Consider the following 25978-nt stretch of genomic DNA (forward strand, 5'->3'; position numbering starts at 1 on the left):
GTTAGGCCTGCTCCTGAGCAGCCAACTCTGCCGGGTGGAGTTCCTGCAGAGCCTTAACGCTCATCTCACCGTTGCGCAGTGCCAGAATGCCCTGCAGTGCGGCGACGGCCCCCTGAGCGGTGGTCACACAAGTTACGCCCTGGCTCACAGCAGCAGCGCGAATCTCATATCCGTCAGAGCGTGCGCCAGCAGAACCGGACGGGGTGTTGATAATGATGTCAACCTCACCGTCGCGAATCATGTCGACGATGTCGCGCTCGTCCGTCGGCGCATCGGAATCAGTCGTACGCTTTGCGACGACCTCACACTCAACACCGTTGCGGCGCAGCATACCGGCCGTACCCTCCGTTGCCAGGATGCGGAAGCCCATATCCGCCAGCGTGAGGATCGGGAAGACCAGAGTGCGCTTATCGCGGTTGGCCAGCGAGACGAAGATCGTGCCCTCGGTCGGCAGCTCACCGAAACCGGCCAGCTCGCCCTTGGCGAAAGCGGCACCAAAGTTGTCTGCCAAGCCCATGACTTCACCGGTGGACTTCATCTCCGGGCTCAGCAGGCTGTCGAGAGCGCGGCCCTCGAAGTCGCGGAAGCGGTTGAACGGCAGGACGGCTTCCTTAACCGCAATCGGAGCGTCAGCAGGCAGAGAGCCACCGTCGAAGTTGGACGGAATCATGCCCTCTTCGCGCAGTTCCGCGATAGTAGCGCCCATCATGACGCGGGACGCGGCCTTAGCCAGCGGAACTGAGGTTGCCTTGGAGACAAACGGTACGGTACGAGATGCACGCGGGTTGGCCTCGATGACGTAGAGCGTCTCGTCCTTGAGTGCGTACTGAACGTTCATCAGGCCCTTGACACCGATGCCGTGTGCCAGTGCCTTGGTGGATTCACGCACCTTGTCGATGATGCCTGCAGACAGAGTCATCGGAGGCAGCGCACACGCGGAGTCGCCGGAGTGAATACCGGCTTCCTCAATGTGCTCCATAACGCCGCCGAGGTAGACCTCTTCCCCATCACACAGTGCATCAACATCAATCTCGATGGCGCTGTCCAGGAAGCGGTCAACCAGTACCGGGTGCTCATTGGACAGCTCGGTAGCGCGGTTGATGTAGTCCTCCAGAGTGGCCTCATCGTAGACGATTTCCATGCCACGGCCGCCGAGGACGTAGGACGGACGGACCAGCACCGGGTAACCGATACCAGCGGCAACCTGGCGAGCTTCTGCGAAGGAGGTGGCGGTACCGAACTCCGGCGCCGGCAGCTTGGCCTCAGCCAGCACCTTGCCGAACTCACCGCGGTCCTCAGCCAGGTCGATTGCCTCTGGGCTAGTGCCGACAATCGGAACGCCTGCGGCCTGCAGACGCTCCGCCAGGCCCAGCGGAGTCTGGCCACCGAGCTGAACAATGACGCCTGCGACCTTTCCGGACTGGCTCTCAGCGTGGTAGACCTCGAGGACATCCTCGAAGGTCAATGGCTCGAAGTAGAGGCGATCTGCGGTGTCGTAGTCGGTGGAAACCGTTTCCGGGTTGCAGTTGACCATGACGGTCTCGTACCCAACCCGGGAGAGCTCGAGCGCCGCGTGGACACAGGAGTAGTCGAACTCAATACCCTGGCCGATGCGGTTAGGACCGGAACCGAGGATGATGACCTTTTCCTTTTCGGTCTGCGGGGCGACCTCGGACTCAGCAGCCGGGTCCAGCTCGTATGCCGAGTAGTGGTACGGAGTCTGTGCTTCGAACTCGGCGGAGCAGGTATCGACAGTCTTGAATACGGGGTGGATGTTCAGGCGCCAGCGCAGCTCGCGCACGCCGTCTTCCCCGGCCAATTCCGGACGCAGCGCAGCAATCTGGGCGTCGGACAGTCCCCAGTACTTAGCCTCACGCAGCAGGTCGGAGGTCAGCACCGGAGCGTCGATAAGCTCCTTGCGGATATCCTGCAGGTTTTCCATCTCGGCGATAAACCACGGATCCAGGCCGGAAGCTTCGTGGATCTGCTCGATGGAAGCACCCAGACGCTGAGCCAGCTCAACGTCGTAGATGCGACCTTCAGTCGGACGCTTCAGGTCCTCAAGGACAGCGTTGACATCGCTTGCGCGCTCACCTGCGAAGTCCTCATCCGGAACAGTCCAGAAACCAGCTGGCTTGTTCTCCAGCGAACGCATAACCTTACCGAGCGCGCCGATGTAGTTACGGCCGATAGCCATGGCCTCACCGACGGACTTCATGGTGGTGGTCAGCGTATCGTCAGCACCTGGGAACTTCTCGAAAGCAAAGCGTGGAGCCTTGACAATCACGTAATCCTGCACCGGCTCAAACGCTGCCGGGGTTTCACCGGTGATGTCGTTGGTGATCTCATCAAGGGTGTAGCCGATAGCCAGCTTGGCAGCAATCTTTGCAATCGGGAAACCAGTTGCCTTGGAAGCAAGCGCCGACGAGCGGGAGACGCGCGGGTTCATCTCAATGGTGATGATGCGGCCGTCATTCGGGTTGATGGCGAACTGGATGTTACAGCCACCGGTGTCAACGCCGACCTCACGCAGAATTGCGATGCCCTGGTCACGCATGGTCTGGAACTCGCGGTCGGTCAGAGTCATCGACGGAGCGACAGTCACCGAGTCACCAGTGTGGACACCGAGGGCATCAACGTTTTCAATGGAGCAGACCACGACAACGTTGTCGTCGCCATCGCGCATGAGCTCGAGCTCAAATTCCTTCCAGCCGAGGATGGACTCCTCGATCAGAACATTGGCCTCGGGCGATGCGGCCAGGCCGCCACCTGCAATACGGTCGAGGTCTTCCTGGTTGAAGGCCAGACCGGAACCCAGACCGCCCATGGTGAACGACGGGCGAACAACGACCGGAAGACCGAGCTCTGCAACAGTCTCATGGACTTCTTCCATGTTGTGGCAGACGCGGGAACGAGCGGATTCGCCACCAATCTTGGCGACGATGTCCTTGAACATCTGGCGATCCTCACCGCGCTGAATGGCCGGAATATCAGCACCAATCAGCTCGACATTGTACTTCTCCAGAATGCCCTCGCGGTCCAGCTGAATAGCTGCGTTCAGTGCAGTCTGGCCACCGAGAGTTGCCAGGACAGCGTCAATCGGGTTGCCCTCTGCAGCTTCCTTGGCCAGAATCTTTTCGATGTACTTGGTTTCAATCGGCTCGATATAGGTGGAGTCTGCGAACTCCGGGTCAGTCATAATCGTTGCCGGGTTGGAGTTGACCAGCGTGACTCTCAGGCCCTCTTCGCGCAGCACGCGGCAAGCCTGGGTGCCGGAGTAGTCGAACTCGCAGGCCTGACCGATAACAATCGGGCCGGAGCCGATAACCAGTACGTGGTTGATGTCTGTACGACGTGGCATGGTGTTAGGTCCCTTAGCCCTTTCCTACTTGTTCGAGTTTCCGGTTGCGGACTTGTTGAAATCGACCTTCTGGATCAGCGCCAGGAAGTCATCAAAGAGAGAGTGCGCATCGTGCGGGCCGGCTGCGGACTCCGGGTGGTACTGCACAGAAAAGGCCATGCCGTTCTTCAGTGCGACACCTTCCACGACGTCGTCGTTAAGGCAGGTGTGCGTAACCTCTGCCTCGCCCCACGGGGTATCGAAACTCTCGCCGGCCTTGCCTTCAAGTGCGAAACCGTGGTTCTGAGCGGTGATAAAAATACGGCCAGTGCGGTGGTCCTTCACCGGAACATTGACGCCGCGGTGACCGAAGACCAGCTTGTAGGTATTCAGGCCGAGTGCGCGACCAAGAATCTGGTTACCGAAGCAGATACCGAATAGCGGCATGCCGTCATCGAGGGCAGCCTTGGCGACCGCAACCATCTCATCAGCAGTTGCCGGGTCACCCGGGCCGTTGGACAAGAAGACACCGTCCGGCTGGTATTCCTTCTTAATATCTTCGTACGGAGTGTTAGCCGGAACAACTACGACTTCCAGGCCACGCTTAGCCAGCTCACGCGGGGTGTTGGACTTGATGCCCAGGTCGTAGGCCACAACACGTGCCTTCTTCTCCCCCTGTGGTTCCACGACATAGGCCTCATCGGTGCTGACCTCGCGAGCCAGATCCGCGCCCTTCATCGCAGGCTGAGCGCGAACGATTTCCACCAGCTTATCGACGGGCTGCTGTGCGTCCTCACCGGAGAAAATACCAGCGGCAATCGAGCCATTGTCGCGCAAATGGCGAACCAGCGCGCGAGTATCAATCTGGCGGATACCGATGATGCCCTGTGCCTTCAGTTCATCTTCCAAGCTGCGCTCCGAGCGCCAGTTGGAGGGAATGCGCGACAAATCGCGGATAATAAAGCCAGCTGCCCAAATCTTGTTTCCGCGGGACTCGTAGTCCTCATCGTTCCAACCGGTGTTGCCGATCTGTGGTGCGGTAGCCACAATCAGCTGGCGGTGGTAGGACGGGTCCGTCAGGGTTTCCTGGTAGCCCGTCATAGCGGTGGTAAAAACTGCCTCACCCAGGGTTGTACCGGTGGCGCCGAAACCGCGTCCGCGGAACACTCGGCCATCTGCCAATACCAGGACTGCCGCTGTAGCGGCCGCGGCCTGCGACTCGTTGCTCACGTTATTGCCTTTCAGTTGGGTAGCGTGCGAGGAATTTACATTAATCATACGGGACGCATGTGAATTTTTATGCGTTGACATGAATATTATCCAGCGACCTCTCCGTTAAGAGCGGTCACCTTACCGCGCAGCACGGTAGCTGCCACGGACACGGCCATCTCCATTTCCTCATAAGGAGTGTTCTCGGACTTCGACGCCAGGTCTTCGCCGCGGACCGTCCACTTTTTGCCCGGGTCAACAACAGTCAGGTTGGCAGGCTCACCGACAGCAATCGGACGGCCGTGCCCCGGTAGCTTCACGATTTGAGCGGGACGCTCACTCATGACCTTGGCCAGCCAGCGCCAATCACAATCGCCCTTCAAAACGAACTCTTCGGCGATGATTGGCATCGAGGTCTCCAGACCAAGCATGCCGGGCTTAGCGTGCTCGAACTCGCAGCACTTTTCTTCAGAGCCGTGCGGAGCGTGGTCGGTAGCGACACAGTCAATGATCCCGTCAATCAGAGCCTGACGCAGAGCCAGGGTGTCGCGCTGCTCACGCAGCGGCGGATTGACGCGGTAGACGCCGTCGTAGGTCTCCAACTTCTCATCGGTGAGAATCAGGTGATGCGGGGTAACCTCGGCGGTCAGCGGAATATCATGCTCCTTTGCCCACTTGACCAGCTCAACCGTGCCTTCGGTGGAAGCGTGGCAGATGTGCATGCGTCCGCCGTAGTCGCGAGCCATAATGGCATCTCGGGCCACGATGGACTCCTCAGCTACGCGCGGCCACCCGGTCAGGCCGAGTCGTGCGGCGGTTGGACCTTCGTGAGCCGATGCATCTGCGGTCAGACGCGGATCTTCGCAGTGCTGCGCCAGCAATACGTCTTCGCCGCGGGCGTATTCAATCGCGCGGCGCATAATCAGCGGATTGTCAACGCACTTACCGTCATCGGAGAACATGCGTACCTTCGCCTGCGAGTCTGCCATCATGCCGAACTCAGTCAGCGTATCGCCCTTCAGCCCCTTAGTAATGGATCCGACCGGGTGAACGTCGCAGAGGTTCAGCGCCTGGCCCTTGAGCCACACCGACTCAGCAATCGAGGGGTCATCGGTTACCGGCGCGGTATTGGCCATAGTGAACACTGCGGTGAAACCACCGCGTGCTGCGGCGGCGGAACCAGTGGCCAGGGTTTCCGTATCTTCACGGCCCGGCTCGCGCAGGTGCACATGGATGTCAACCAGACCTGGCAAGAGAACGAGGGAGTCGAACTCCAGGACCTCTACCCCGTCCTCGGCCGTGAGATTTTCACCAATCTCAGCGATGACGCCATCTTCAATCAGAACGTCGACATCTTCGCCTTCACCGTAGGGACGCACGCCCTTCAGCAGCAGCTGTCCCCTCGCGGACGCTGCCAGCGGTCCTACCTCGGGGTACGAGGCTTCGTCATACTCATTGCGATTCGACATTTATGCCTGCCCTTCCAAGTTGGCGGAAACACCTGAGGTCAGCAGTGTGAAAAGAACTGCCATGCGGACGTGGACACCGTTGGCTACCTGCTGCAGCACGGCAGTGCGCGGCAAATCAGCGACGGCATCGTTAATTTCCATGCCACGAAGCATCGGGCCTGGGTGCATCACAATGCAGTCGTCGCGAAGCATCTTCTCGCGAGCCTTCGACAGCCCGTAGCGAGTGGCGTATTCGCGATGGGATGGGAAGAAGCCTCCGTTCATGCGCTCCTGCTGAACGCGGAGCATCATCACGGCATCAGCATCGCGGATCTCGTCTTCCATGCGGTAGGCAACACGCACCGGCCAGGTCTCGATGCCAAACGGCAGCAGCGTCGGTGGCGCGACGAACACGACCTCGGCGCCGAGCTTGCTCAGCAGATCGGCGTTAGAGCGAGCGACGCGAGAATGCAAAATATCGCCAACGATGACGACCTTGCGCCCCTCAATTCCACCGAGGCGCTGACGCAACGTCACTGCGTCCAGGAGAGCCTGCGTCGGGTGCTGGTGCTTTCCGTCACCCGCGTTGATGATCGATGGGCCGTTGCCAAATTCCTCAGTCCACTTGGCGATCAGCTGTGCCGCGCCCGACGATGGGTGCCTAACGACGATGGCATCGCCGCCGATAGCATCCAAAGTCAGCGCGGTGTCTTTCAGACTTTCGCCTTTCTTCACAGAGGAAGAGGAAGCCGAGATATTAATAACATCGGCGCTCATCCACTTACCCGCAGTCTCAAAAGAAGAGCGGGTACGCGTGGAGTTCTCGTAAAAGAGGTTATAAATAGTGCGGCCGCGCAGGGTCGGCAGCTTCTTAATTTCCCGACCGCGGATGACCTCCTTGAAACGATCGGCCTCATCCATCAGGCCGACAATTTCATCCTTGGTCAAATCCGCAATGCTAATCAGGTGTTTCACTGTTCCTCCGCCCGGGTGAGAATAACCGCGTCACGGCCGTCAAGTGCCTCTACCAGCACATCGACGTCTTCGTCGCGGGAAGTTGGCAGATTCTTACCGACGTAATCGGCGCGAATTGGTAGTTGACGATGACCACGATCAACCAGCACTGCAAGCTGAATTACTCGCGGGCGACCGATGTCAGCAATAGCGTCGAGTGCGGCACGAATTGTGCGACCTGAGAAGAGGACATCGTCTACGAGAACAACGGTGGTGCCGTCGATTCCGGAGTTTGGAATGTTCGTGGGCTGCAGGGCGCGGTGCGGGCCCTTGCGCAAGTCATCCCTGTACAGGGTGATATCAAGCGATCCAGTTTCCGGGCGAATGCCGGAGAACTGTTCAATCAAATCGGCTAGCTTCTCCGCCAGCGGTACGCCACCAGATGGAATACCGAGGAGAACTACGCGCCCAGCATTTGGGCTATCCAGCGCAGTTTTTTCAATAATTTGGTGCGCGATGCGCGCGATGGTACGTGCAACTTCGTCTGCATTGAGCAGCTCGGTTGTTTGCGGCGTTCCTTCGCTCATCGTGACCTCCTTCCCCGCCTCTCAGTGCGGTCCGTTAAAGGATGTCTTGATTGTGGATATTTGATTATCAGTTTGCATGACTCGCAACTACGGGCGCGGTGCAAACTTCCGCTGACCAGAATAGCACTCACACTTAAATTGCCTCTAAATGCAACAAAACTCCAAGCCCCCAAAAAAAGGGACTTGGAGTTTCAGACAATCCGCGAGAACCGACTGTGATCGGCTCGCAGTGAGCCCGGCCGCTTTGATTGGCTAGGACCCGTTCTCGCTCTTAGCCACGTCTTCAGCCACCAGCTTGGCAATATCGCTCATGTCCAGGCCGGTAATCTTAGCCATCTCATCGGAGTCAGCCAGTGCCTTGTCAGCTTCCTCATTTGCAGCAGCCTGTGCCTGAATAGCCTCGTCGAACTGGGACTCGCCCACCGAAGTGCTAACAGCTGCTGCTGCCAGGCGTGCCTGGTCGGCAATCTTGGCCTCGGCATCGAGAACTGCGTTGATGTACGGTGCCGCCACATCAGTGGAGTATTCCGATGCCAGCTCAACGCCTTCCACCACGGCCACACGCGGAGGCACGTCGGAGTTGTAGAACAGCTCCCAGGTGGAAAGACGCAAGATAGCACGGTCGACTGCCGGTAGGCGACGCAGCGGCCACTCCTCCGTCAGGTACGAAGAAATCGTCGAGTCGATACCGATAATTTCCGCAGCTACACCGCGCACGATCTGCTCGGTGTACTCCGCAATTGGATTCACATCCAGATCGGGATTACGGACCATTTCCAGCCGCTCTTCAAGAAGCTTGACGACGTCGACGCCTCGCTGCTCGGCCTCAAATAGCAGATCTACCGCACGACGGCGCGCACGGTAGCGCGCGCCGTGGCGCTTGTAGTTAGGTTCGCGAACTTTCGCGGACTCCTGCGCATCCGGGGTCTCGACGGACTTGTGATCCTTTTCAGTCATGGATGTGTATGTATCGCTCTCAACAAAAGGGTGAACTAGATGAGGGAATTAGTGGTTGACGCGGGACAGGTAGGAGCCGTCACGGGTGTCGACCTTCAGTACGTCGCCGGTTTCGATGAACAGCGGCACCTGAATCTCAGCGCCAGTCTCCAAAGTTGCCGGCTTGGTGCCACCGGTGGAGCGGTCGCCCTGCAGACCCGGGTCGGTCTGCTCAACCTTCAGTTCAACCGAAACAGGCATTTCAGCGAAAAGAACGTTGCCCTCATGGAAGGACACCTGGCAGGTGGTTTCCGGAAGCAGGAACTTAGCACCCTCCGGCATCTGAGCGTCCAGGATGGAAATCTGGTCGTAGGTCTTGTCGTCCATGAAGACGTATCCTTCACCGTCGTGGTACAGGTACGTCATGTCGCGACGGTCGACGGTAGCAGTCTCAATCTTGACGCCAGCGTTGAAAGTCTTGTCAACAACCTTGCCGGTCAGAACGTCCTTCAGCTTGGTGCGGACGAATGCCGGACCCTTACCTGGCTTGACGTGCTGGAACTCCACGATCTGCTGAAGCTTATTGTCGTGCTTGATAACTAGACCGTTTTTAAAATCTGCGGTGGTAGCCAACTAAACTCTCCTGAAATTGTTAAAAAGCTCTCTGACGAAACCACGATACTCCGTATCTCATCGAGAGAAAAATAAAACGCCGTGATGTTAGGCCCGCGGTTTCGGCAGCTGCGTAATAATTTCCGGCTCGGTGTCGGTGATAATCAACGTATCTTCGATGCGCACACCGCCGAACCCCGGCACATAAATACCAGGCTCGATGGTCAACGTCATGCCAGCTGCCAACTTCCCCTTGCCGGTGCGAGCAGCAAATGGAGCCTCATGCACCTCAATACCGATTCCGTGGCCGGTGGAATGAACGAAGTGCTCCCCATAACCAGCCTTTTCAATAATGTCCCGGCATGCTGCGTCTACAGCCACAACATCAGCCCCTGGCACGGCCGCTTTTACGCCAGCCAGCTGGGCTTCCAGCACGACATTGTAAATCTCTCGGGCCTTCTCGTCTGCGAACTCCACCCCGGCAACAATCGCGCCGTCCAAATCTGACGACGTATTGTTCGGATCGTTTTCGCTTGACGACGTTCCCGCCTCACCGGCAAAGAGGGTACGTGTCATATCTGAGTTGTAGCCCCCGGCAAAGGCGCCAAAGTCAATAGTGACCAGGTCACCTGCCTCGATTACGCGATCTTCCGCCCCGTGGTGTGGCTTGGCGGAATTCGGGCCGCTCGCGACAATCGTGTCGAAGCTAGGCCGATCGGCGCCATGCATGCGCATGCGGTACTCCAACTCTGCGGCGACTTCGCGCTCCGTGCGGCCGGCGACCACGATGCCGTCGTGAAGCAAGTCCTCGAATGCGCAGACCGCGATGTCGGCGACATGGCGCAGAGCGACGAGTTCCGTATCGGACTTGACCTCCCGCAGTTTAGAGACGACGCCCGTAGTCGATACCAGCTCGAGTGCCTGTGGCCGGGCATCCTCTAGCTCTTGATAAGCGGCCATAGTGAGGAACTCAGATTCAACACCAAGACGCGAGATATCCAGCTTTCGGCATTGACCGACGAGTGCCACGCCGGTGTTGCGGGCGGTGAGTAACTCCACGTCCGGTGCCTGTTTGCCAGCCTGAACCGTATAGCGGCCGTCGGTGGAAAGCAGCGCTTCCCCACTGGCCGCAACAATCAAACCAGCATTCGAGCCGTGGAAACCTGTAAGCCAACCAACATGCGTCGGATCGACTGTGAGGAAACCGTCGCAGTCGTTGTCGGACAATGCGTCGATAAGAGCGGCTCTGCGGGCGGCGTAGTTCGTGGAGATATCTGTCATAGTTTCGTACTCACCCTTCTCAGTGCCATGGAATACCCATCAGTTCCGCATCCGACGATAACGCCCGCGGCAAGCGCCGACAGGTACGAGTGGTGCCGAAACTCCTCCCGGGCGTGAATGTTTGAAATATGGACCTCGTGGAAGCCCGCGCCGTCGGCAATTTCGGCAAGCGCGTCACGTAGGGCGACGGAGGTGTGTGTCACCCCCCCTGGATTGATAATGACTGGCCAACCGTAGTCGGCAGCTTCGTGAACCCACTCGATGAGTTGACCTTCATAGTTGGATTGGCGGCAATCCACTACGACGCCAAGCTCCTTGGCTAGGGTACGAAGTTCAGATTCGACATCAGCCAAAGTAGTGGCACCGTAAATTTCTGGCTGACGCTTGCCCAGACGATCGAGGTTCGGGCCGTTCAGAACAAGCACGGTCGGAATCGCCGTTGTGGCATCAGTTGCTGCGCGAAGAGAGGTCATGAGCGGGCTGACTCCTCCGATGCGGCGTGCCCATTGTTGCAGAGCAGTTCGTATGCACGCTCGAGGTCATCCATTCCCGGGCCTTCAAGACGGGCTGTTTCACCGGGGTTTTCTAGAATAACGAATCGGATCGCACCGTCGCGGTTCTTCTTATCCCTGGTCATCGCATCGTAGAGCTCGGTAAAACGACCTGTCTGGTAGGTCGTTGGCAGACCAATGGACTCTAGGATGCGACGGTGGCGGTCGACGAGTTCCTGATCAATATGTCCGGTGATCTTGGCCAGCTCGGCAACATAAACCATGCCTACAGCTACGGCATGGCCATGGCGCCAGCGGTAGTTTTCAAAGTGCTCAACGGCATGACCGAAAGTGTGGCCATAGTTCAGGATCTCACGGAGGCCAGATTCCTTCAGATCCTCAGCGACAACGCGTGCCTTGACAGCAATCGCGCGCTCGACCAGTTCTGGCAGGTCACCGTCAACATCGAGGCAGGCCTGCGGGTTTGCCTCGTAAAGATCGAGAATCTTCGTGTCCGCGATAAATCCAGCCTTGATAATCTCTGCCGAGCCCGCGATCAGCTCGGCCTTCGGCAAGGTGCGCAGGACATCAAGGTCACAGAACACCGCGGCAGGCTCGTGGAAAGCGCCGACCAGGTTCTTGCCGGCTGCAGTGTTGATACCGGTCTTACCGCCGACAGCTGCGTCGACCATGCCGAGCAGCGTCGTCGGGACCTGGATAACCTTCACTCCACGCATCCACGCGGCGGCGACGAATCCACCGAAGTCTGTAGCTGCACCGCCGCCAATCGCGATTACCGCGTCACGCCGGCCCAGACCGCGTTCACCAAAAGTGTCCCAAACTGTTTCAGCAACTGCGAGCGTCTTGCCCTCCTCCGCATCCGGAACCTGGATGCTGAAGGAGTCGACTCCTTTGTCCGCCAGAGCCTTGATGACGCCGAAGCTCAGCTCTTGAACGCTCCCCTGGTGAATTACCGCAACCTGGGAAGCAAAGGTAGCGGCCTCCGCAATCTGCTCGGTGAGTCCATGCCCCATGGTCACCGTGTACGGCGATGGGCCTTCAACACGGATTGTGCGGGTTGAGTTCATTGTCAGTCCCTAGTCGTTAGCGTAAGAAATGTATGGAGTTGCTGGTTATACGGCAGTGATTAGCTGCCGCCTTTTAAGAGTCGCCAGTTAAGCCTCGTCGCAGGTTTCATCGAGGTAGCTGAGGATCTCGGCCACAACGCGCTGCGGGGAACGTTCGTCGGAACGCACCTTGAAAGTGGCTGCATCTTCGTAAAAAGCTCGGCGAGCCTCATAGAGCGCGCGGTAATGAGCCTCAGGATCATCCGCCTGGAGCACCGGGCGCGAATTGTTACCCGCTGTACGACGGACACCCTCTGCAATGCTGATCTCGAGGTAGACGACGTTATGGTCTGCCAGCAGGTCACGGGTCGCCTGCGAAATCACGGCACCACCGCCAAGTGAGACGATTCCGTCGTGGGTCAGAGCCTCCGCCACGATTTGTTCCTCGATACGGCGGAATTCCGGCTCTCCCAGCTCGGAAAAGACTTCCCCACAAGTCTTGCCCATGCGCTGTTCAATCATCTCATCGGTATCGGTGAGTCTTGTGCTCAATGCACGAGACAGTCGACGACCGATGGTGGACTTTCCCGATCCGGGCGGTCCGACAAGGACAATAGTAGGAACGGACATTCCCCTCGTTTTACCCTTCTTCGTGTGCGCGACTGTGGCGCTATTTCCAATCAAGGCGACGTCGAGTCTGCTCCAAGTAGCCCTCAACGTTACGCTTGGTTTCCTCCAGGCTATCGCCGCCGAACTTTTCCATCACTGCACGCGCCAGTACCAGCGCGACCATTGCCTCTGCGACAACACCGCCGGCCGGGACCGCGCAGACATCAGAGCGCTGGTGGATTGCGGTAGCTGCATCGCCGCTGGCCATATCGACGGTCTTCAGCGCACGCGGAACGGTCGAAATTGGTTTCATCGCAGCACGCACAACGAGAGGTTGAGCATTAGTCATGCCACCCTCCAGGCCACCGGCGCGGTTAGTTTCCCGATCCACGCCGTCGTCGGTACGCACCATTTCATCGTGAGCCTCGGTGCCACGGCGACGGGCTTCCTCAAAACCGTCGCCGATCTCCACGCCCTTGACGGACTGAATTCCCATCAAGGCAGCCGCAAGCTGCGAATCCAGACGGGCATCACCGGAAATGTGCGATCCCAGACCCACCGGCAGACCGTGGACAACGACCTCGACGATGCCACCGAGGGTGTCGCCCTGCTTCTTGGCGGCCTTGATTTCGTCAATCATCGACTCCTCCGCAGCTGCGGAGAATGCACGCACTGGCGACTCGTCAATCTTGTCCTGATCAGCGAAGGTCGGCAGTGGCCCCTCGTAGGGCTCCGAACGACCGATGGAAATAACGTGGCTGACAACTTCCACACCGAGAGTCTCACGCAGAATTGAGCGTGCCACAACCGATGCCGCCACACGTGCTGCAGTCTCGCGAGCCGATGAACGCTCCAGGATGTTTCGAGCATCGGTGTGGTTGTACTTCAGCATGCCGTTGAAATCGGCATGCCCCGGGCGCGGGCGGGTTAAGGTGGCGCCACGAGCTGTATCCAAAACAACTGGGTCAACTGGATCCGGGCTCATGACCTCAGTCCACTTGGGCCATTCGGAGTTGCCGACCATAATGCCAATCGGCGATCCCAGCGTCTCACCATGTCGAATGCCAGTCAGCAGGGTGACCTCATCAGCCTCAAACTTCATTCGCGCCCCGCGACCATAGCCGAGGCGGCGGCGTGCGAGGTGGCGTGATACGTCATCTGTAGTCAGGGGAAGTCCGGCTGGCGCGCCTTCTACGAGAGCGATAAGCGCTTTGCCGTGAGATTCACCCGCGGTAGTCCAACGAAGCATAGGTATCATAATGTCACGTTTGCCGTACTTCTTGTGCATTTGGGGGCATACAAGTTTCAAATATGCCCCAATTCATCGCCCCTGGTCTACCGCTTCAGGGGACTTGTAGGTACCCTCCGCTTATCCCCCACACAATGGCGGTTGCTGCAAGCATCGCAGGCCCATGAGGCACGCTCGCCGGTACAGGCGCTGTTTTTGCTTTACGACGGTCACCCCAGCCCCGCTTTCCCGCGGTGACTCCTGCCATGAGGAGAGTGAGTCCGGCAGCCAACAGAATTGCCACTGCAATCCAAATTGCTGTCGCCACTGGCTCGCCCGATACCAGACCGACACCGCCCCCGAGAATTGCTGCGAGCTTCACATCTCCAGCCCCCATAGAGCGTGGGTTGAAGATGAAGACTGCTACATAGAGGCCAAACCAGAGGCCTATTCCTGTTCCTATGGCTGCGACTGCACTGGCGAGATTGTCAGCCAAGGTGCTCTTTTGCTGGAGCACCATTCCAGTGGTTGCTATCAGACCCACTGCCCCTAGCACTAACCACCAGTTCGGTAGTCTTCGCCGAGTCACATCCAACCAGCAGCCAATACCGCCCCAGCCGAGTACAAGCATCACGACTAGGAAATAGAAAACCCGGTCAAGGTAGACCGGGTCAATCCTGTGCTGTCCAATCGGAGACAGCCCTATCTCAGTTATTCCCCACCCCATAACTTTGGGATTGTAACGGTTGTGAGCTAGTTCGGCAGCGCTGCACGCATCGCCTCGACATCGGGAGTGCGTCCAGTAAACTGCTCAAACTGTCCCACCGCTTGATGTAGCAACATGGACAATCCACCGACCGCCTGTGTCCCTCCGCGTTCCGCTGCTTTCACAAGTGGGGTTGGCCAGGGATTGTAAATGACGTCGAGAATCTTCGGTGCTCGAGCGAGGTAGCCAGCAACCGACTCAATTGCGGCTGACGGCACCGTAGAGACCAGCACGTCGGCATTACCAGCAATATCTGCCAGGTTTGGAACATCAAAAGTCACCCAAACAAATTCCATCCCCAGCGCGGCAGCTAATGGTTCAATGTCATATGCGCGCTCGGAGCGCGCTACTACGGTCACATGATTGACACCCAGCTGCGACAGCGCCCAAAGTGCCGGTCGTGCCGTGCCACCGGCACCAACAACAACGGCGCGGCCACGTGGTGCGTTCGTGCAGTCTATCTCGCGCAGTGCTCCCAGTACGCCGTCGCCATCGGTGTTGTCGGCAAACCAGTCCGAATCGCGACGGACCAGAGTGTTCGCTGAACCTATGAGCCGTGCGCGCTCACTGACTTCATCCGCGAAGTCCAGCGCGGCAAACTTGCCAGGCATCGTGACGGAAAATCCCTGGAAACAGGGGTCTGCTCCACCAACGACGTCGGCAAGTTCTTCGGCGTTGCAGCGAATGCGGTCATAGTGCCAGTCATTCATTCCCGCAGTGCGGTAACCGGCGTTGTGAATAGCCGGCGAGTACGAGTGATCAATCGGATCTCCCAGCACGGCTGCGCGATGAGTTATAGGCATAGGAGTTCTACCTCTTAGCGGTTGGAATCCAGCACGCCATTGTTGCGTGACTCGTCGATAGCGGCCTCGTGCTCTTCGAAGGTCGTGCTAAAGACAGTATTTCCTTCCTTGTCCACCGTGACAAAGTACAGCCAGGTGCCGTCAGCCGGATTTTCCATGGCACGAATCGCCTCGATGGAGGGCGAAGCAATGGGGGTTTCCGGCAGCCCCTCCTTGGCGTAGGTGTTCCACGCGGTCTTTCGCGCGCGGTCCTCATCCGTGGTTGCGATTTCCTGATCTGGCAGGTCGTAGTTGACTGTCGAGTCGAACTGCAGCTGCATCGGTTCGTCGAGACGGTTGAGAATAACGCGAGCGACCTTATCGAAGTCGCCATCTGGCGCCTCCATCTGGATCAAAGAAGCTGCGGTAATCAGCTCGTATGGAGTAAGACCAACCATGTCCGCTGAAGCCATGAGACCCGTGTCCTCATAATTCTTCACCGATTCCTTGACCAATTTTGCCAGCATCTGTTCGGGCGTCTGCTGCGGGTCAAGGTGATGAATACCCGGCGTAATGAGTCCCTCAAGACGACGAGGGTCGTTGCCACGCGCAGCTACCGCGTCCCGTGCCCATTCTGGAACACCCAGCGCGGCCAAATCGGCCTCGCCAGCAGCACGTTCGAGATCGGCCTTGGACACGCAGTCATTGTCCTCAACACAAGTGGCCTCAGAAATAAGCGAGAAAATTCCCTTACGTACATCTGACGAGGACACAATGCGGGTATCGGCGAAACGGGCGCCAGTCGGAATGTCAACGGTACCGACCTGATTTTCGACATCCAGAAGAGCCTCGACGGTCTCGTCGGCCTTCATCCGCTGATGGAGTCGGTAGAAACCAGGCTGCAATTCACTTGAATGAGAGTTCTCATTCGCGGCCTGGATGAACGCACGGGAAGACTTGACGACGCCGCTTTCCACCAACTGGTTGGACAAATCAGTAAGTGACGTGCCTTCACTGACCTCAACAATCGTCAATGGACCCTCAGCTTTGCCATCGTAATCGTCAACAATGCCGCCACGGTTCCAGACGAGGCCAATCACTCCGAGGACCAACACGCATAACAGGACAGAAGTCACATTGATTGCCACTGCCGTTTGGCGGTGACGAACTCGAGACTTTGTCCCACCACTGCGAGCACCAGCGCGGTCCCGGTCGGCACCGCCGCTATCAGTGCGGCGCGCAGTCTGCGCGTCTTTACTCATCAATAATCTCCTCGAATGCAGCTCACTCTCCCATCGGTATCAGCAAGGAGTCTTCCCATTCGGGTACGACACGCGACTAATAACGACTGGTGCGACATAGCTTTACGACGAAGTCGTAGCACTAGGTTGCATTGTAGGTGTGAATCGCCACTTCAACTTCTCAAATCCTATACACGCGACAAACGTGCTTAGGTATTACACACTTAATAATTGCGCAAAGGTGGGTGAATTGTCACCTTTCGGTAACTTTTGTGTGCCCCCTAGTCGGTATTTCCGTCCAAAGCTTTTGCCCGTCTGTCCAACCAGGACTGCAGAATTTCTACTGCCGCAGCCTGGTCAATAATCTTCCGCCCGGACTTAACATCAATACCTGCTGCGTGCAGCCGTGATTGGGCCATTACCGTCGTCATCCGCTCGTCGGCGTAATGCACTACGACTCGGTCACCGAGTCGGCGCTGCAGCCGGAATCCAACGTCAGTAGCTTTCCGCGCAGAAGTCCCGAACGAGCCGTCGAGCATGAGGGGCATGCCGAGAACAATCTCGACGACCTCAAGTTCAGTGGCAAGTTCCACGAGCCGGTCAATATCCGGCCCGTCAGGATCTTTTCGCCCCGTTGCTCGAGTGACTGTTTCAACCGGGGTCGCCAGGATACAGTCGGGGTCAGAGACCGCGACGCCAACGCGGACATCGCCGACGTCGATTCCGAGCCGTCGACCCCGACCAGGATCATCCTGACCGGGGGTATCAATACGGGGCTTAGCCATTGTTTACTGCTCTTCCGATAGCACAGCCGTTAATTGGCTACTTGGACAGTTCGGCCTCAACCGCGGCCAATGCTGCGTCGATTCCGGAAGCATCAGAGCCGGAGCCCTGTGCCATTGCCGGTTTACCGCCGCCCTTGCCGCCGACCTCAGCGCCCATCAGCTTCACCAAATCGCCGGCCTTAATACCGCGATTGACGGCTTCATCCGAAACCGAGGCCACAAACGGAACCTTGCCGCCAGCGTTGGAAATCAACGCAATGACGCTTGGGCGATCCGCAAGGCGCTTCGCCAAGTCATTAGCCAGCGAACGGATGTCCTTCATCTCCGTACCGTCGGGAAGCTTAAGGCCGAGGTAGGTGACATCGCCGATGGTGCGAGCGGACTCCAGGTGAGACGCGGCATTGGCCAGCAGCTGTCCGGCCTTGAAATCAGCGAGCTGCTTCTCTGCAGCCTTGAGCTTCTCAGCCAGTGCTGCAATGCGGTCTGGCAGCTCAGCAGAAGGAGCCTTGAATTCAGTGGCCAGTCGTTCAGCCAGGAGACGCTCAGTGGACAGGTAGCGGAAGGAATCCATACCCGAATAGGCCTCAATACGGCGCACGCCCGATCCGACCGAGGACTCGCCCAGCACAGCTACCGGACCAATCTGCGAAGAATGCGAAACGTGGGTACCGCCACACAGCTCAATTGAGAACGGGCCACCGACCTCGACAACGCGGACGATGTCGCCGTAGTTCTCGTTGAACAATGCCATGGCACCAGCGGCCTTGGCCTCTTCCAAAGGCATCTCGGCAGTATTGACAGCCCAGTCGTTGTCGACAGCCTCATTGGTGATCTGCTCAATCTCACGGAGCTGTTCCGGTGTGAGCTGCTCACCGTACTTGAAGTCGAAACGGAGGTAGCCCGGCTTATTCATGGAACCAGCCTGAGTTGCAGTATCCCCCAGTACCTGACGCAGAGCACCGTGAATCAAGTGAGTTGCAGTGTGCGCCTGACGAGCACCGTGACGCCACTGCTCGTCGACCAAAGCTTCAGCGGAGACGCCCGGAGTGAATTCACCAGCGGTGACAATGCCCTTGTGCAGCCACAGTTTCTTGCCCACCTTTTGAACATCGTTGATGTGGACCACAGCGCCGGAATCAGTCACGATACGACCACGGTCAGCCAGCTGACCGCCGGCCTCGGCGTAGAGCGGAGTGCGATCGAGGATAACCTCAATCTCATCGCCCTCTGCGGCAAACGACTGCTTCTGGCCATCGGCAATGATGCCAAGAATCGTGGATTCGTCGGCAAGCCGATCGTAACCAGTGAAGGACGTCGGGTGTTCATCGATGAACTCGCGGTAGACATGCAGGTCGGTGTGAGACTGCTTCTTTGCCTGGCTGTCGGCCTTTGCGCGCGCACGCTGCTCAGCCATCTCGCGATCGAATTCCTCGCGGTCGATGGTCAGGCCGGCCTCTTCGGCCATCTCGATGGTCAGGTCGATTGGGAAGCCGTGGGTGTCATGCAGGGTGAAGGCGTCGTGACCGGATAGAACGGTTTTACCCTCTGCCTTGGCCTTGGTGGCAGCACGTTCGAACAGCTCCTCACCGGCGGACAGAGTCTTGGTGAAGGTCTTTTCCTCGGCGACGGCGACGCGGCGAATACGGTTCCAGTTCTCCGCGATCTCTGGGTACGACGGGGTCATGGTCTCGGCCGCAATACCAATCAGCTTCTCCAGCACTGGACCGTTAGCGCCGAGCAGACGCGCAGAGCGGATGATGCGGCGCAGCAGGCGACGCAGGATATAGCCACGATCGGAGTTCGAGGGGGTGACACCGTCGAGCATCAGCATCAAGCCGGTGCGGCTGTGGTCAGCGATGACGCGGAAACGGATGTTGTCCTGGTGGTTGGAGCTGTACTTCGAACCGGTGAGCCGCTCAGCTTCGTCGATAACCGGACGCAGCAGATCGGTTTCGTAGACGTTGTCGACACCCTGCAGCAGAAAAGCAACGCGCTCGATGCCCATACCGGTATCGATGTTCTTCTTCGGCAGCGGGCCAAGAATCTCGAAAGAGTCCTTGCCTGTTCCTTCGCCACGCTCGTTTTCCATGAAGACGAGGTTCCAAATCTCGATGTAGCGATCCTCGTCCGCCTCTGGGCCACCGTCAGCACCGTACTCCGGGCCGCGGTCGTAGAAAATCTCTGAACACGGGCCACACGGGCCAGGCACACCCATGGACCAGTAGTTGTCCGCCATGCCTCGGCGCTGAATGCGCTCTTCCGGCACACCAACCTTCTCGTGCCAGATGTCATGGGCCTCATCGTCATCGAGGAAAACCGTCACCCACAGCTTCTCAGCCGGGATGCCAAAGCCGCCGTCCTCAACAGCACCAGTCAGAAGGCTCCATGCATGAGTGATGGCACCTTCCTTGAAGTAATTTCCGAAGGAGAAGTTACCCGCCATCTGGAAGAAGGTGTTGTGGCGGGTGGTGATACCCACCTCTTCAATGTCCAGTGTGCGCACGCACTTCTGAATTGAGGTCGCGGTGGAGAAGTCCGGAGTCTCATTGCCGAGGAAGTAGGGCTTGAACGGCACCATGCCGGCATTAACGAACAGCAGGTTCGGGTCATCCAAAACCAGGGAGGCACTGGGGACCTCGGTGTGTCCCGCCTTTACGAAATGCTGGATGAAGCGATTTCGAATTTCATGAGTCTGCACGGTGTTCTACTTCCTCGTTTCACGTCGAGCGTCCGAGATGTTTAATACAAAACTAGCAGTCTACCCGCTCGGTTCGAGCAACTTTAAAACCACCCCACCGGCACCCCGTAGATTCCGACCGATCTCGCCTACTTCGATTTCCGGCGGCTCCCCCGGATAATTCGGCGAATGCGTCCGAGGTATTCAGCCATGCCGTTTTCACGACCGTGATTGGATGGGACGAAATAATCAGTGCCCACTAACTGATCTGGTGGATACTGTTGGGCGACGACACCCATGGGGTCATTGTGCGGGTAGATATAGTCCACCGCGTGACCAAGGTCCTTAGCCCCGCTGTAATGTCCGTCGCGCAAATGTGGTGGCACCGGTCCGGTCTTCCCGGAACGAACATCCTTCAATGCCCCGTCGATTGCGCTTATGACCGAATTCGACTTCGGTGCTGTTGCCAAGTGAATCGTGGCCTGCGCCAGCGTCAGCCGGGCTTCCGGCATCCCTATCAAGGCAACTGCCTGCGCCGCGGCGACGGCGGTTTGCAGAGCTGTCGGGTCGGCCATACCGATGTCTTCGCTGGCCAGAATAACGATTCGGCGGGCAATAAACCGAGGGTCTTCCCCACCCTCAATCATCCGCGCCAGGTAATGCAGGGCAGCATCGACATCAGATCCGCGGACGGACTTAATAAACGCGCTGGTGACGTCGTAATGCTGGTCGCCGTCGCGGTCATAGCGAACCACAGCCCTGTTGATCGAATTGGCAAGCGACTCAGCGGTAATCTGCTCACCATCGGCTACGGCTTCTGCGGCTGCCTCGAGGTACGTGAGGGAACGACGGGCATCTCCAGCTGCCAGCGCAATGAGTTGTTTACGTGCATCGTCTGTCATACTGACGCGACCATTCAGGCCGCGCTCATCGGTAAGTGCTCGATCAATGAGCGTGCCGACGGCTTCGTCGTCCAGTGGCTGCAACTGCAACAGCAGTGACCGACTGAGCAGCGGGGACACCACTGAGAAGGATGGGTTTTCCGTCGTTGCCGCGACGAGAAGGACAATCCGGTTTTCCACGGCACCCAACAGGGCATCCTGCTGGGTCTTGGAAAAACGGTGCACCTCGTCGATGAAGAGCACCGTTTGAATGCCCTGGTTAACGAGCGTGCGACGAGCAGTGTCGATAACCGCACGCACTTCCTTTACCCCGGCATTAAGCGCGGAAAGCGCTTCAAAGTGTCGTCCAGTCGCCGCGGAAATCAAACTGGCGAGAGTGGTCTTGCCAGTTCCGGGAGGGCCAAACAAAATAACGGAGGTGTCGCCGCCACCTTCGACCAGACGGCGCAACGGTGCTCCGGGGGCTAACAGGTGGTCTTGACCAACGACTTCATCGAGGTTTCGCGGTCGCATCCGAACCGCCAACGGCGCGTGTGCACCTGGGTGAAAATAGGCGCTCGCATCGGAGTTCAGGCCAGTGCTTGCTGGCCCCGCACTCCGACCTTGGCTCTTGGCCGCTGTAGGTCCGGCGACCGAAGGCTCGTCGAAAAGCCCTGGAGCGTCATCGGCGGAGCCGTTTGCACCGCCTGACGGCAGCTTATTCGGATCCGCCACGTGTGCCCTAGCCTTCCTCTTGCTCTAAGAAATCGATGACTGCATGCGCGAACTGTTCCAGCTCGTCGGCACGATCGTCCTCACACTTATGGGCGAACTGTGCAATCGCGCGAGCCGTGTTAGCCATGTCGCGCCGCTCCAGTGCTGAGCCGCCAACTCCCGGCTTCAGGTCCGTGCGTCCTTCATGCCCCACCCACAGCGCTTGTTTTGGAGAACCGAAGAAGGAAACCGTTGCGGAGATGAAAAACCAACCGAGCAACGCTGCAGCGATGAACGCCATCAAACGGCGGTCGCTCGTGCCGCGATACCAATGGTCACGAATCTCTTCCATCCAGGCACGGACAAACACGTCGACCTCTGCCTCCGATGGACGCTCCACGAAAACGTGCAGCGGGAAGCCTGCGACGACGCTGGCCACGTCGAAGATGACATCGCGGTAACCAGCCCACTCATAGTCGAGGAACTGGACCTTGTCCGCCAGCAGGATGTTGTCCGGGGCGAGGTCAAACGGAGTGAACGCCCTATGCGTGCCCTTCTCAATTCGACGAGCAGCATCCTCACCGAAAGAGCGCACAGCGTCGGGAACGGGAATGCCGGACCCCTCGATAGCTCGCATGCCAAAGCGAATCCCCGACACAATGCCGTGGTCACGCGCCTCGAGAGCCTCGCGATCAACCTTGTTCTTCACCCACATACGACGACGCAGGGTCTCAAACCCCTCTTCGCGAGTATGCGTGTGAATATGCATCCGGCCCAGCGAAGCACCGAGGCTGCGGAATGCGCGCAATCGTCGCTCTTCATCGCCACGAAAGAGTACGTCCGCAAGAGTGTCCACGACACCGACGTCGCTGAGAACCAATAGCTGCTTTGAAACATCGTAAGCAAGGAGCTGAGGCCCCGGGCGGACGTCGTCAGGCAGCGTATTGATGAACTGGTACGCCACGACTTCCCGTAAAACGGCGGGATCAACGCCTTCAGTCGTCGTAGGAATTTGCTTTACGACGACCGTGCGTTCCTGCATAAAGGGATTTGTGGCGACCCGTACGCGGACAACAAGAGCGTTTGACTGGCCTGTAAGTACTTCTGAATCCGACAACACTGGAGTGCCGCCGAATCGTGCGGAAAGCAGTGTCGCTGCGTCTTTAACTACGCTGTCAACTTCTGCTGCAGCGTCGTCCGAGTACTCCATTGAATGCCCTTTCAATGAGCCAGTTTCAGTCAGGCGATACGGTTGTTGCGTTGTGGCCAGTACCGCCTTGGTTAGGAGGAATTGGTGCCACTCGCGCTGTTCACGCTGGAGTGGCACCAATTCCTCGCAATGTGATTTCTTTGTTTACTTGCTGTCGCCTGCGGCAGCTGCTGCCTTAGCGCCGTCTGCCTTCTGCTTTGGCTTCGGCTTGAAGTCGATACCGGTCTCCTTGCGCTGCTGAGCGGTAATCGGAGTCGGGGCGTCAGTCAACGGATCAACGCCGCCACCGGACTTCGGGAAGGCGATAACTTCGCGAATGGAGTCAACGCCGGCCAGCAGGGAAACTATACGGTCCCAACCGAATGCGATACCACCGTGCGGCGGAGCGCCGTACTGGAAGGCATCCAGCAGGAAGCCGAACTGCTCCTGTGCCTCTTCCTCGCCGATGCCCATAACGTCGAAGACGCGCTTCTGGACATCTGGGCGGTGAATACGAATGGAGCCGCCACCAATTTCGTTACCATTGCAGACGATGTCGTAGGCGTAAGCCAGTGCGTTGCCCGGATCCTTGTCGAAGGTATCCATGTGCTCTGGCTTCGGCGAGGTGAAGGCGTGGTGCACAGCAGTCCACTGCGAGTGGCCCAGGGCAACGTCACCGGAAGCGGTAGCGTCGGCAGCCGGCTCGAACAACGGTGCGTCGACGACCCAGGTGAATGCCCAGTCGCCTTCCTTGATAAGGCCGAGCTTCTTGGCAATCTCTCCACGAGCAGCACCCAGCAGTGCACGGGAGCTCTTAGCGTCACCTGCAGCGAAGAAGATGCAGTCACCCGGCTTCGCGCCTACGTGCGCCGCGATGCCTTCACGCTCTGCGTCAGTAATGTTCTTGGCAACCGGGCCGCCCAGAGTGCCGTCCTCCCCAACAAGGATGTAGGCCAAGCCCTTTGCGCCGCGCTGGCGGGCCCAATCCTGCCAAGCGTCGAGCTGACGACGAGGCTGCGATGCGCCACCGTCCATAACAACTGCACCGACGTAATCGTTCTGGAAGACACGGAAAGTGGTGTCCTTGAAGAACTCGGTGCACTCCACCAGCGGAATGTCGAAGCGCAGGTCCGGCTTGTCAGAACCGTACTTCTCCATGGCCTCCTTGAAGGTCATGCGTGGAATCGGGGTCTGAACAGTGACACCGGCCTCGGCGAAGATAGCAACCAGAATCTCTTCTGCCAGCGCAATGACATCGTCCTGCTCGGCGAAGCTCATCTCAACGTCGAGCTGAGTGAACTCCGGCTGGCGGTCAGCGCGGAAGTCCTCATCTCGGTAGCAGCGGGCGATCTGGTAGTAGCGCTCCATGCCAGCGACCATAAGCAGCTGCTTGAACAACTGAGGGGACTGCGGCAGTGCGTAGAAAGTGCCCGGCTTCAAACGAGCCGGCACCACGAAGTCACGAGCACCTTCCGGCGTAGAGCGAGTCAACGTCGGGGTCTCGATTTCGGTGAAGTCGTGGCTGTCCAGCACCTTACGGGCTGCGCGGTTGACAGCCGCACGGAGACGCATAATCTTGGCCGGGCCTTCACGGCGTAGGTCTAGGTAGCGGTACTTCAGGCGGGCTTCCTCGCCGACAGTGCCAGAAGTTCCAACATCCTCGAGCTGGAACGGCAATGCCGCCGACTCGTTGAGGATGGTCAGCTCCGTAACATTGACCTCAATTTCACCCGATGCCAGGTCCGGGTTTTCGGAGCCCTCCGGGCGCTTCTCAACGACACCGGTGACCTGAATGCAGTATTCGCTGCGCAGGTGGTGTGCACGCTCAGCAACTTCGCTGTTGCGGAACACAACCTGGGCGTAACCGGAGCGGTCACGCATGTCGATGAAGATCACGCCACCATGGTCACGGCGGCGTCCTACCCAACCGGTCAGGGTTACTGTGCTGCCGGCGAGGTCAGCGCGGAGGTCTCCGGCAAGATGCGTACGAAGCACTGCGAATTGGTCCTTCCAAAATTGGTGCTATAGGGATTAACGCTGTGGATAGCGGTTTCGTCCGTGTAGTCTACCTTGAAGCCAGAAAGGTGAGAAGAAGACCCCGGCTATTTTGCTTATTACCGGTCATCGCCTTGGGCCTACCTCGGGCTTCATGTACTCACTTAGACAAAGTTCTCCGTAGATCCTGACGTTGATTTACATGCGGATACTATGACGCAGCGCTATTCAATGGCCCGTTTTCCGCACCTTATGCAATAGTCTTACTCCTATGACCTTCCGGAATGACTTCCAAAAGAGCTCGGCTCGTGCCGAGCGACGCTCGGGTGGTGGCCGCGCTATCGCCGTAGGCGGTGGCGGTATCGGCGGCCTTGTCCTCATCGGCCTGTACTTACTTCTCGGCGGCGACCCGGGACAATTGGGACAGCTGACAGGTGCCCAGAACAACCAGTCCTCGCAGACTGCACAGCAGTCCCCTGGCGAGGATCCCTGCAAGACCGGCGAAGATGCCAACAGCCGCATCGATTGCCGGATGGAATTCACCGGTATTTCGGTCGACCGAGTCTGGGAAGAACAACTCCCCGCACAGGCCGGCATCGAGTACACGACCCCAGGCTTAGTCCTCTTTGAAGGCTCCACTCAGTCGGGCTGCGGCGCAGCGTCCTCGTCCACCGGCCCATTCTACTGCCCCGCCGATCAAACGGCCTACTTCGACACGGAGTTCTTTAGCACCCTGGAGCGCATGGGCGGAGGCAACGGACCGCTCGCGCAGGAATACGTCGTGGCCCACGAATTCGCCCACCATATCCAAAGGTTGGAGGGCACACTCGGCCGCAGTAACTACAACGAACCGGGCCCCGATTCCGACGCTGTAAAGATCGAGCTGCAGGCCGACTGCTACGCGGGTATCTGGGCTCATTACGCGGACAAGGGGCCGGACGCAATCCTCGAACCGCTTTCCGACGAGCAAGTTGCCGATGCCCTCAAAACTACGAAGGCCATTGGCGATGACACCATCCAGCAGCATTCCGGCGGTGGTGTTCAACCGGACTCCTGGACCCACGGCTCGGCCGAGCAGCGTACGAAGGCATTCCTCACCGGCTACAAGTCAGGAAAGATGTCTCAGTGCGACACTCTCGAGCGCGGCGTCTACAGCTAGACTCCGCACTCAACAAATGCGCGTTTC

The 25978-nt window shown here is 58.4% G+C and carries 20 protein-coding genes and 1 pseudogene; 1 reads left to right on the forward strand and 20 read right to left on the reverse strand.

Annotated elements, in window-relative coordinates:
- Position 1 precedes the first annotated feature (1 nt).
- The 20 genes and pseudogenes from carB to aspS form a co-directional block, all read right to left on the reverse strand.
- On the reverse strand, positions 2–3361 hold the full coding sequence (carB, locus tag HMPREF2751_RS02105; protein WP_070595279.1) for a carbamoyl-phosphate synthase large subunit: 3360 nt from the start codon (positions 3359–3361) through the stop codon (positions 2–4).
- Positions 3362–3385: 24 nt separating this feature from the next.
- The gene (gene carA / locus HMPREF2751_RS02110) at positions 3386–4618 is read right to left on the reverse strand and encodes a glutamine-hydrolyzing carbamoyl-phosphate synthase small subunit (RefSeq protein ID WP_255465687.1); all 1233 of its coding nucleotides are present in this window, start codon (positions 4616–4618) and stop codon (positions 3386–3388) included.
- A 38-nt stretch (positions 4619–4656) separates the two neighbouring features.
- The gene (locus HMPREF2751_RS02115; RefSeq protein ID WP_070595280.1) at positions 4657–6018 is read right to left on the reverse strand and encodes a dihydroorotase; all 1362 of its coding nucleotides are present in this window, start codon (positions 6016–6018) and stop codon (positions 4657–4659) included.
- Complete coding sequence (locus HMPREF2751_RS02120; RefSeq protein ID WP_016422709.1) at positions 6019–6972, reverse strand: aspartate carbamoyltransferase catalytic subunit; 954 nt, start codon at positions 6970–6972, stop codon at positions 6019–6021.
- Complete coding sequence (pyrR, locus tag HMPREF2751_RS02125) at positions 6969–7538, reverse strand: bifunctional pyr operon transcriptional regulator/uracil phosphoribosyltransferase PyrR (protein WP_016422708.1); 570 nt, start codon at positions 7536–7538, stop codon at positions 6969–6971. Before pyrR ends, HMPREF2751_RS02120 begins: the two co-directional genes overlap by 4 nt.
- Before the next feature lie 435 nt (positions 7539–7973).
- Positions 7974–8495: pseudogene (gene nusB, locus HMPREF2751_RS02130) on the reverse strand (transcription antitermination factor NusB); the annotation flags it as partial.
- Positions 8496–8543: 48 nt separating this feature from the next.
- A complete protein-coding gene (gene efp / locus HMPREF2751_RS02135; RefSeq protein WP_016422706.1) occupies positions 8544–9107 on the reverse strand; it encodes an elongation factor P in 564 nt (187 codons plus the stop codon).
- Positions 9108–9194: 87 nt separating this feature from the next.
- Entirely contained in the window at positions 9195–10367 is a 1173-nt protein-coding gene (locus tag HMPREF2751_RS02140; RefSeq protein ID WP_016422705.1) for a M24 family metallopeptidase, read from the reverse strand.
- Positions 10364–10840, reverse strand: coding sequence for a type II 3-dehydroquinate dehydratase (gene aroQ / locus HMPREF2751_RS02145; protein ID WP_070595282.1), 477 nt, complete (start codon positions 10838–10840; stop codon positions 10364–10366). The genes HMPREF2751_RS02140 and aroQ overlap by 4 nt, the downstream gene beginning before the upstream one ends.
- Positions 10837–11946, reverse strand: coding sequence for a 3-dehydroquinate synthase (gene aroB, locus HMPREF2751_RS02150; RefSeq protein WP_048731847.1), 1110 nt, complete (start codon positions 11944–11946; stop codon positions 10837–10839). The genes aroQ and aroB overlap by 4 nt, the downstream gene beginning before the upstream one ends.
- An 87-nt stretch (positions 11947–12033) precedes the next feature.
- Positions 12034–12555 (reverse strand): shikimate kinase, encoded by a 522-nt coding sequence (locus tag HMPREF2751_RS02155; protein WP_048731844.1) that lies wholly within the window; start codon positions 12553–12555, stop codon positions 12034–12036.
- A gap of 40 nt (positions 12556–12595) precedes the next feature.
- On the reverse strand, positions 12596–13783 hold the full coding sequence (gene aroC / locus HMPREF2751_RS02160) for a chorismate synthase (RefSeq protein WP_187400145.1): 1188 nt from the start codon (positions 13781–13783) through the stop codon (positions 12596–12598).
- Positions 13784–13877: 94 nt separating this feature from the next.
- A complete protein-coding gene (locus tag HMPREF2751_RS02165; protein WP_049190770.1) occupies positions 13878–14489 on the reverse strand; it encodes a prepilin peptidase in 612 nt (203 codons plus the stop codon).
- Positions 14490–14515: 26 nt separating this feature from the next.
- Positions 14516–15331, reverse strand: a complete 816-nt coding sequence (locus HMPREF2751_RS02170; RefSeq protein ID WP_070595284.1) for a shikimate dehydrogenase — start codon at positions 15329–15331, stop codon at positions 14516–14518.
- 14 nt (positions 15332–15345) lie between these two features.
- The gene (gene mltG / locus HMPREF2751_RS02175; RefSeq protein ID WP_048731838.1) at positions 15346–16572 is read right to left on the reverse strand and encodes an endolytic transglycosylase MltG; all 1227 of its coding nucleotides are present in this window, start codon (positions 16570–16572) and stop codon (positions 15346–15348) included.
- 260 nt (positions 16573–16832) lie between these two features.
- On the reverse strand, positions 16833–17336 hold the full coding sequence (gene ruvX / locus HMPREF2751_RS02180) for a Holliday junction resolvase RuvX (protein WP_048731836.1): 504 nt from the start codon (positions 17334–17336) through the stop codon (positions 16833–16835).
- Between the two features lie 37 nt (positions 17337–17373).
- On the reverse strand, positions 17374–20034 hold the full coding sequence (alaS, locus tag HMPREF2751_RS02185; RefSeq protein WP_016422696.1) for an alanine--tRNA ligase: 2661 nt from the start codon (positions 20032–20034) through the stop codon (positions 17374–17376).
- 128 nt (positions 20035–20162) lie between these two features.
- A complete protein-coding gene (locus HMPREF2751_RS02190; RefSeq protein ID WP_232250888.1) occupies positions 20163–21488 on the reverse strand; it encodes a replication-associated recombination protein A in 1326 nt (441 codons plus the stop codon).
- A gap of 148 nt (positions 21489–21636) precedes the next feature.
- Positions 21637–22818: a phosphotransferase family protein gene (locus HMPREF2751_RS02195; RefSeq protein WP_070595288.1), complete on the reverse strand. Its 1182-nt coding sequence runs from the start codon at positions 22816–22818 to the stop codon at positions 21637–21639.
- Between the two features lie 144 nt (positions 22819–22962).
- On the reverse strand, positions 22963–24792 hold the full coding sequence (aspS, locus tag HMPREF2751_RS02200) for an aspartate--tRNA ligase (RefSeq protein WP_070595290.1): 1830 nt from the start codon (positions 24790–24792) through the stop codon (positions 22963–22965).
- A 271-nt stretch (positions 24793–25063) separates the two neighbouring features.
- Here aspS and HMPREF2751_RS02205 point away from each other — a divergent pair, with 271 nt between their 5' ends.
- Positions 25064–25951: a KPN_02809 family neutral zinc metallopeptidase gene (locus HMPREF2751_RS02205; RefSeq protein ID WP_069358705.1), complete on the forward strand. Its 888-nt coding sequence runs from the start codon at positions 25064–25066 to the stop codon at positions 25949–25951.
- The last annotated feature ends 27 nt before the right edge of the window (positions 25952–25978 follow it).

Origin of the sequence: Corynebacterium sp. HMSC063G05, assembly GCF_001810555.1 — a bacterium.
Taxonomy (GTDB): Bacteria; Actinomycetota; Actinomycetes; order Mycobacteriales; family Mycobacteriaceae; genus Corynebacterium; species Corynebacterium jeikeium_D.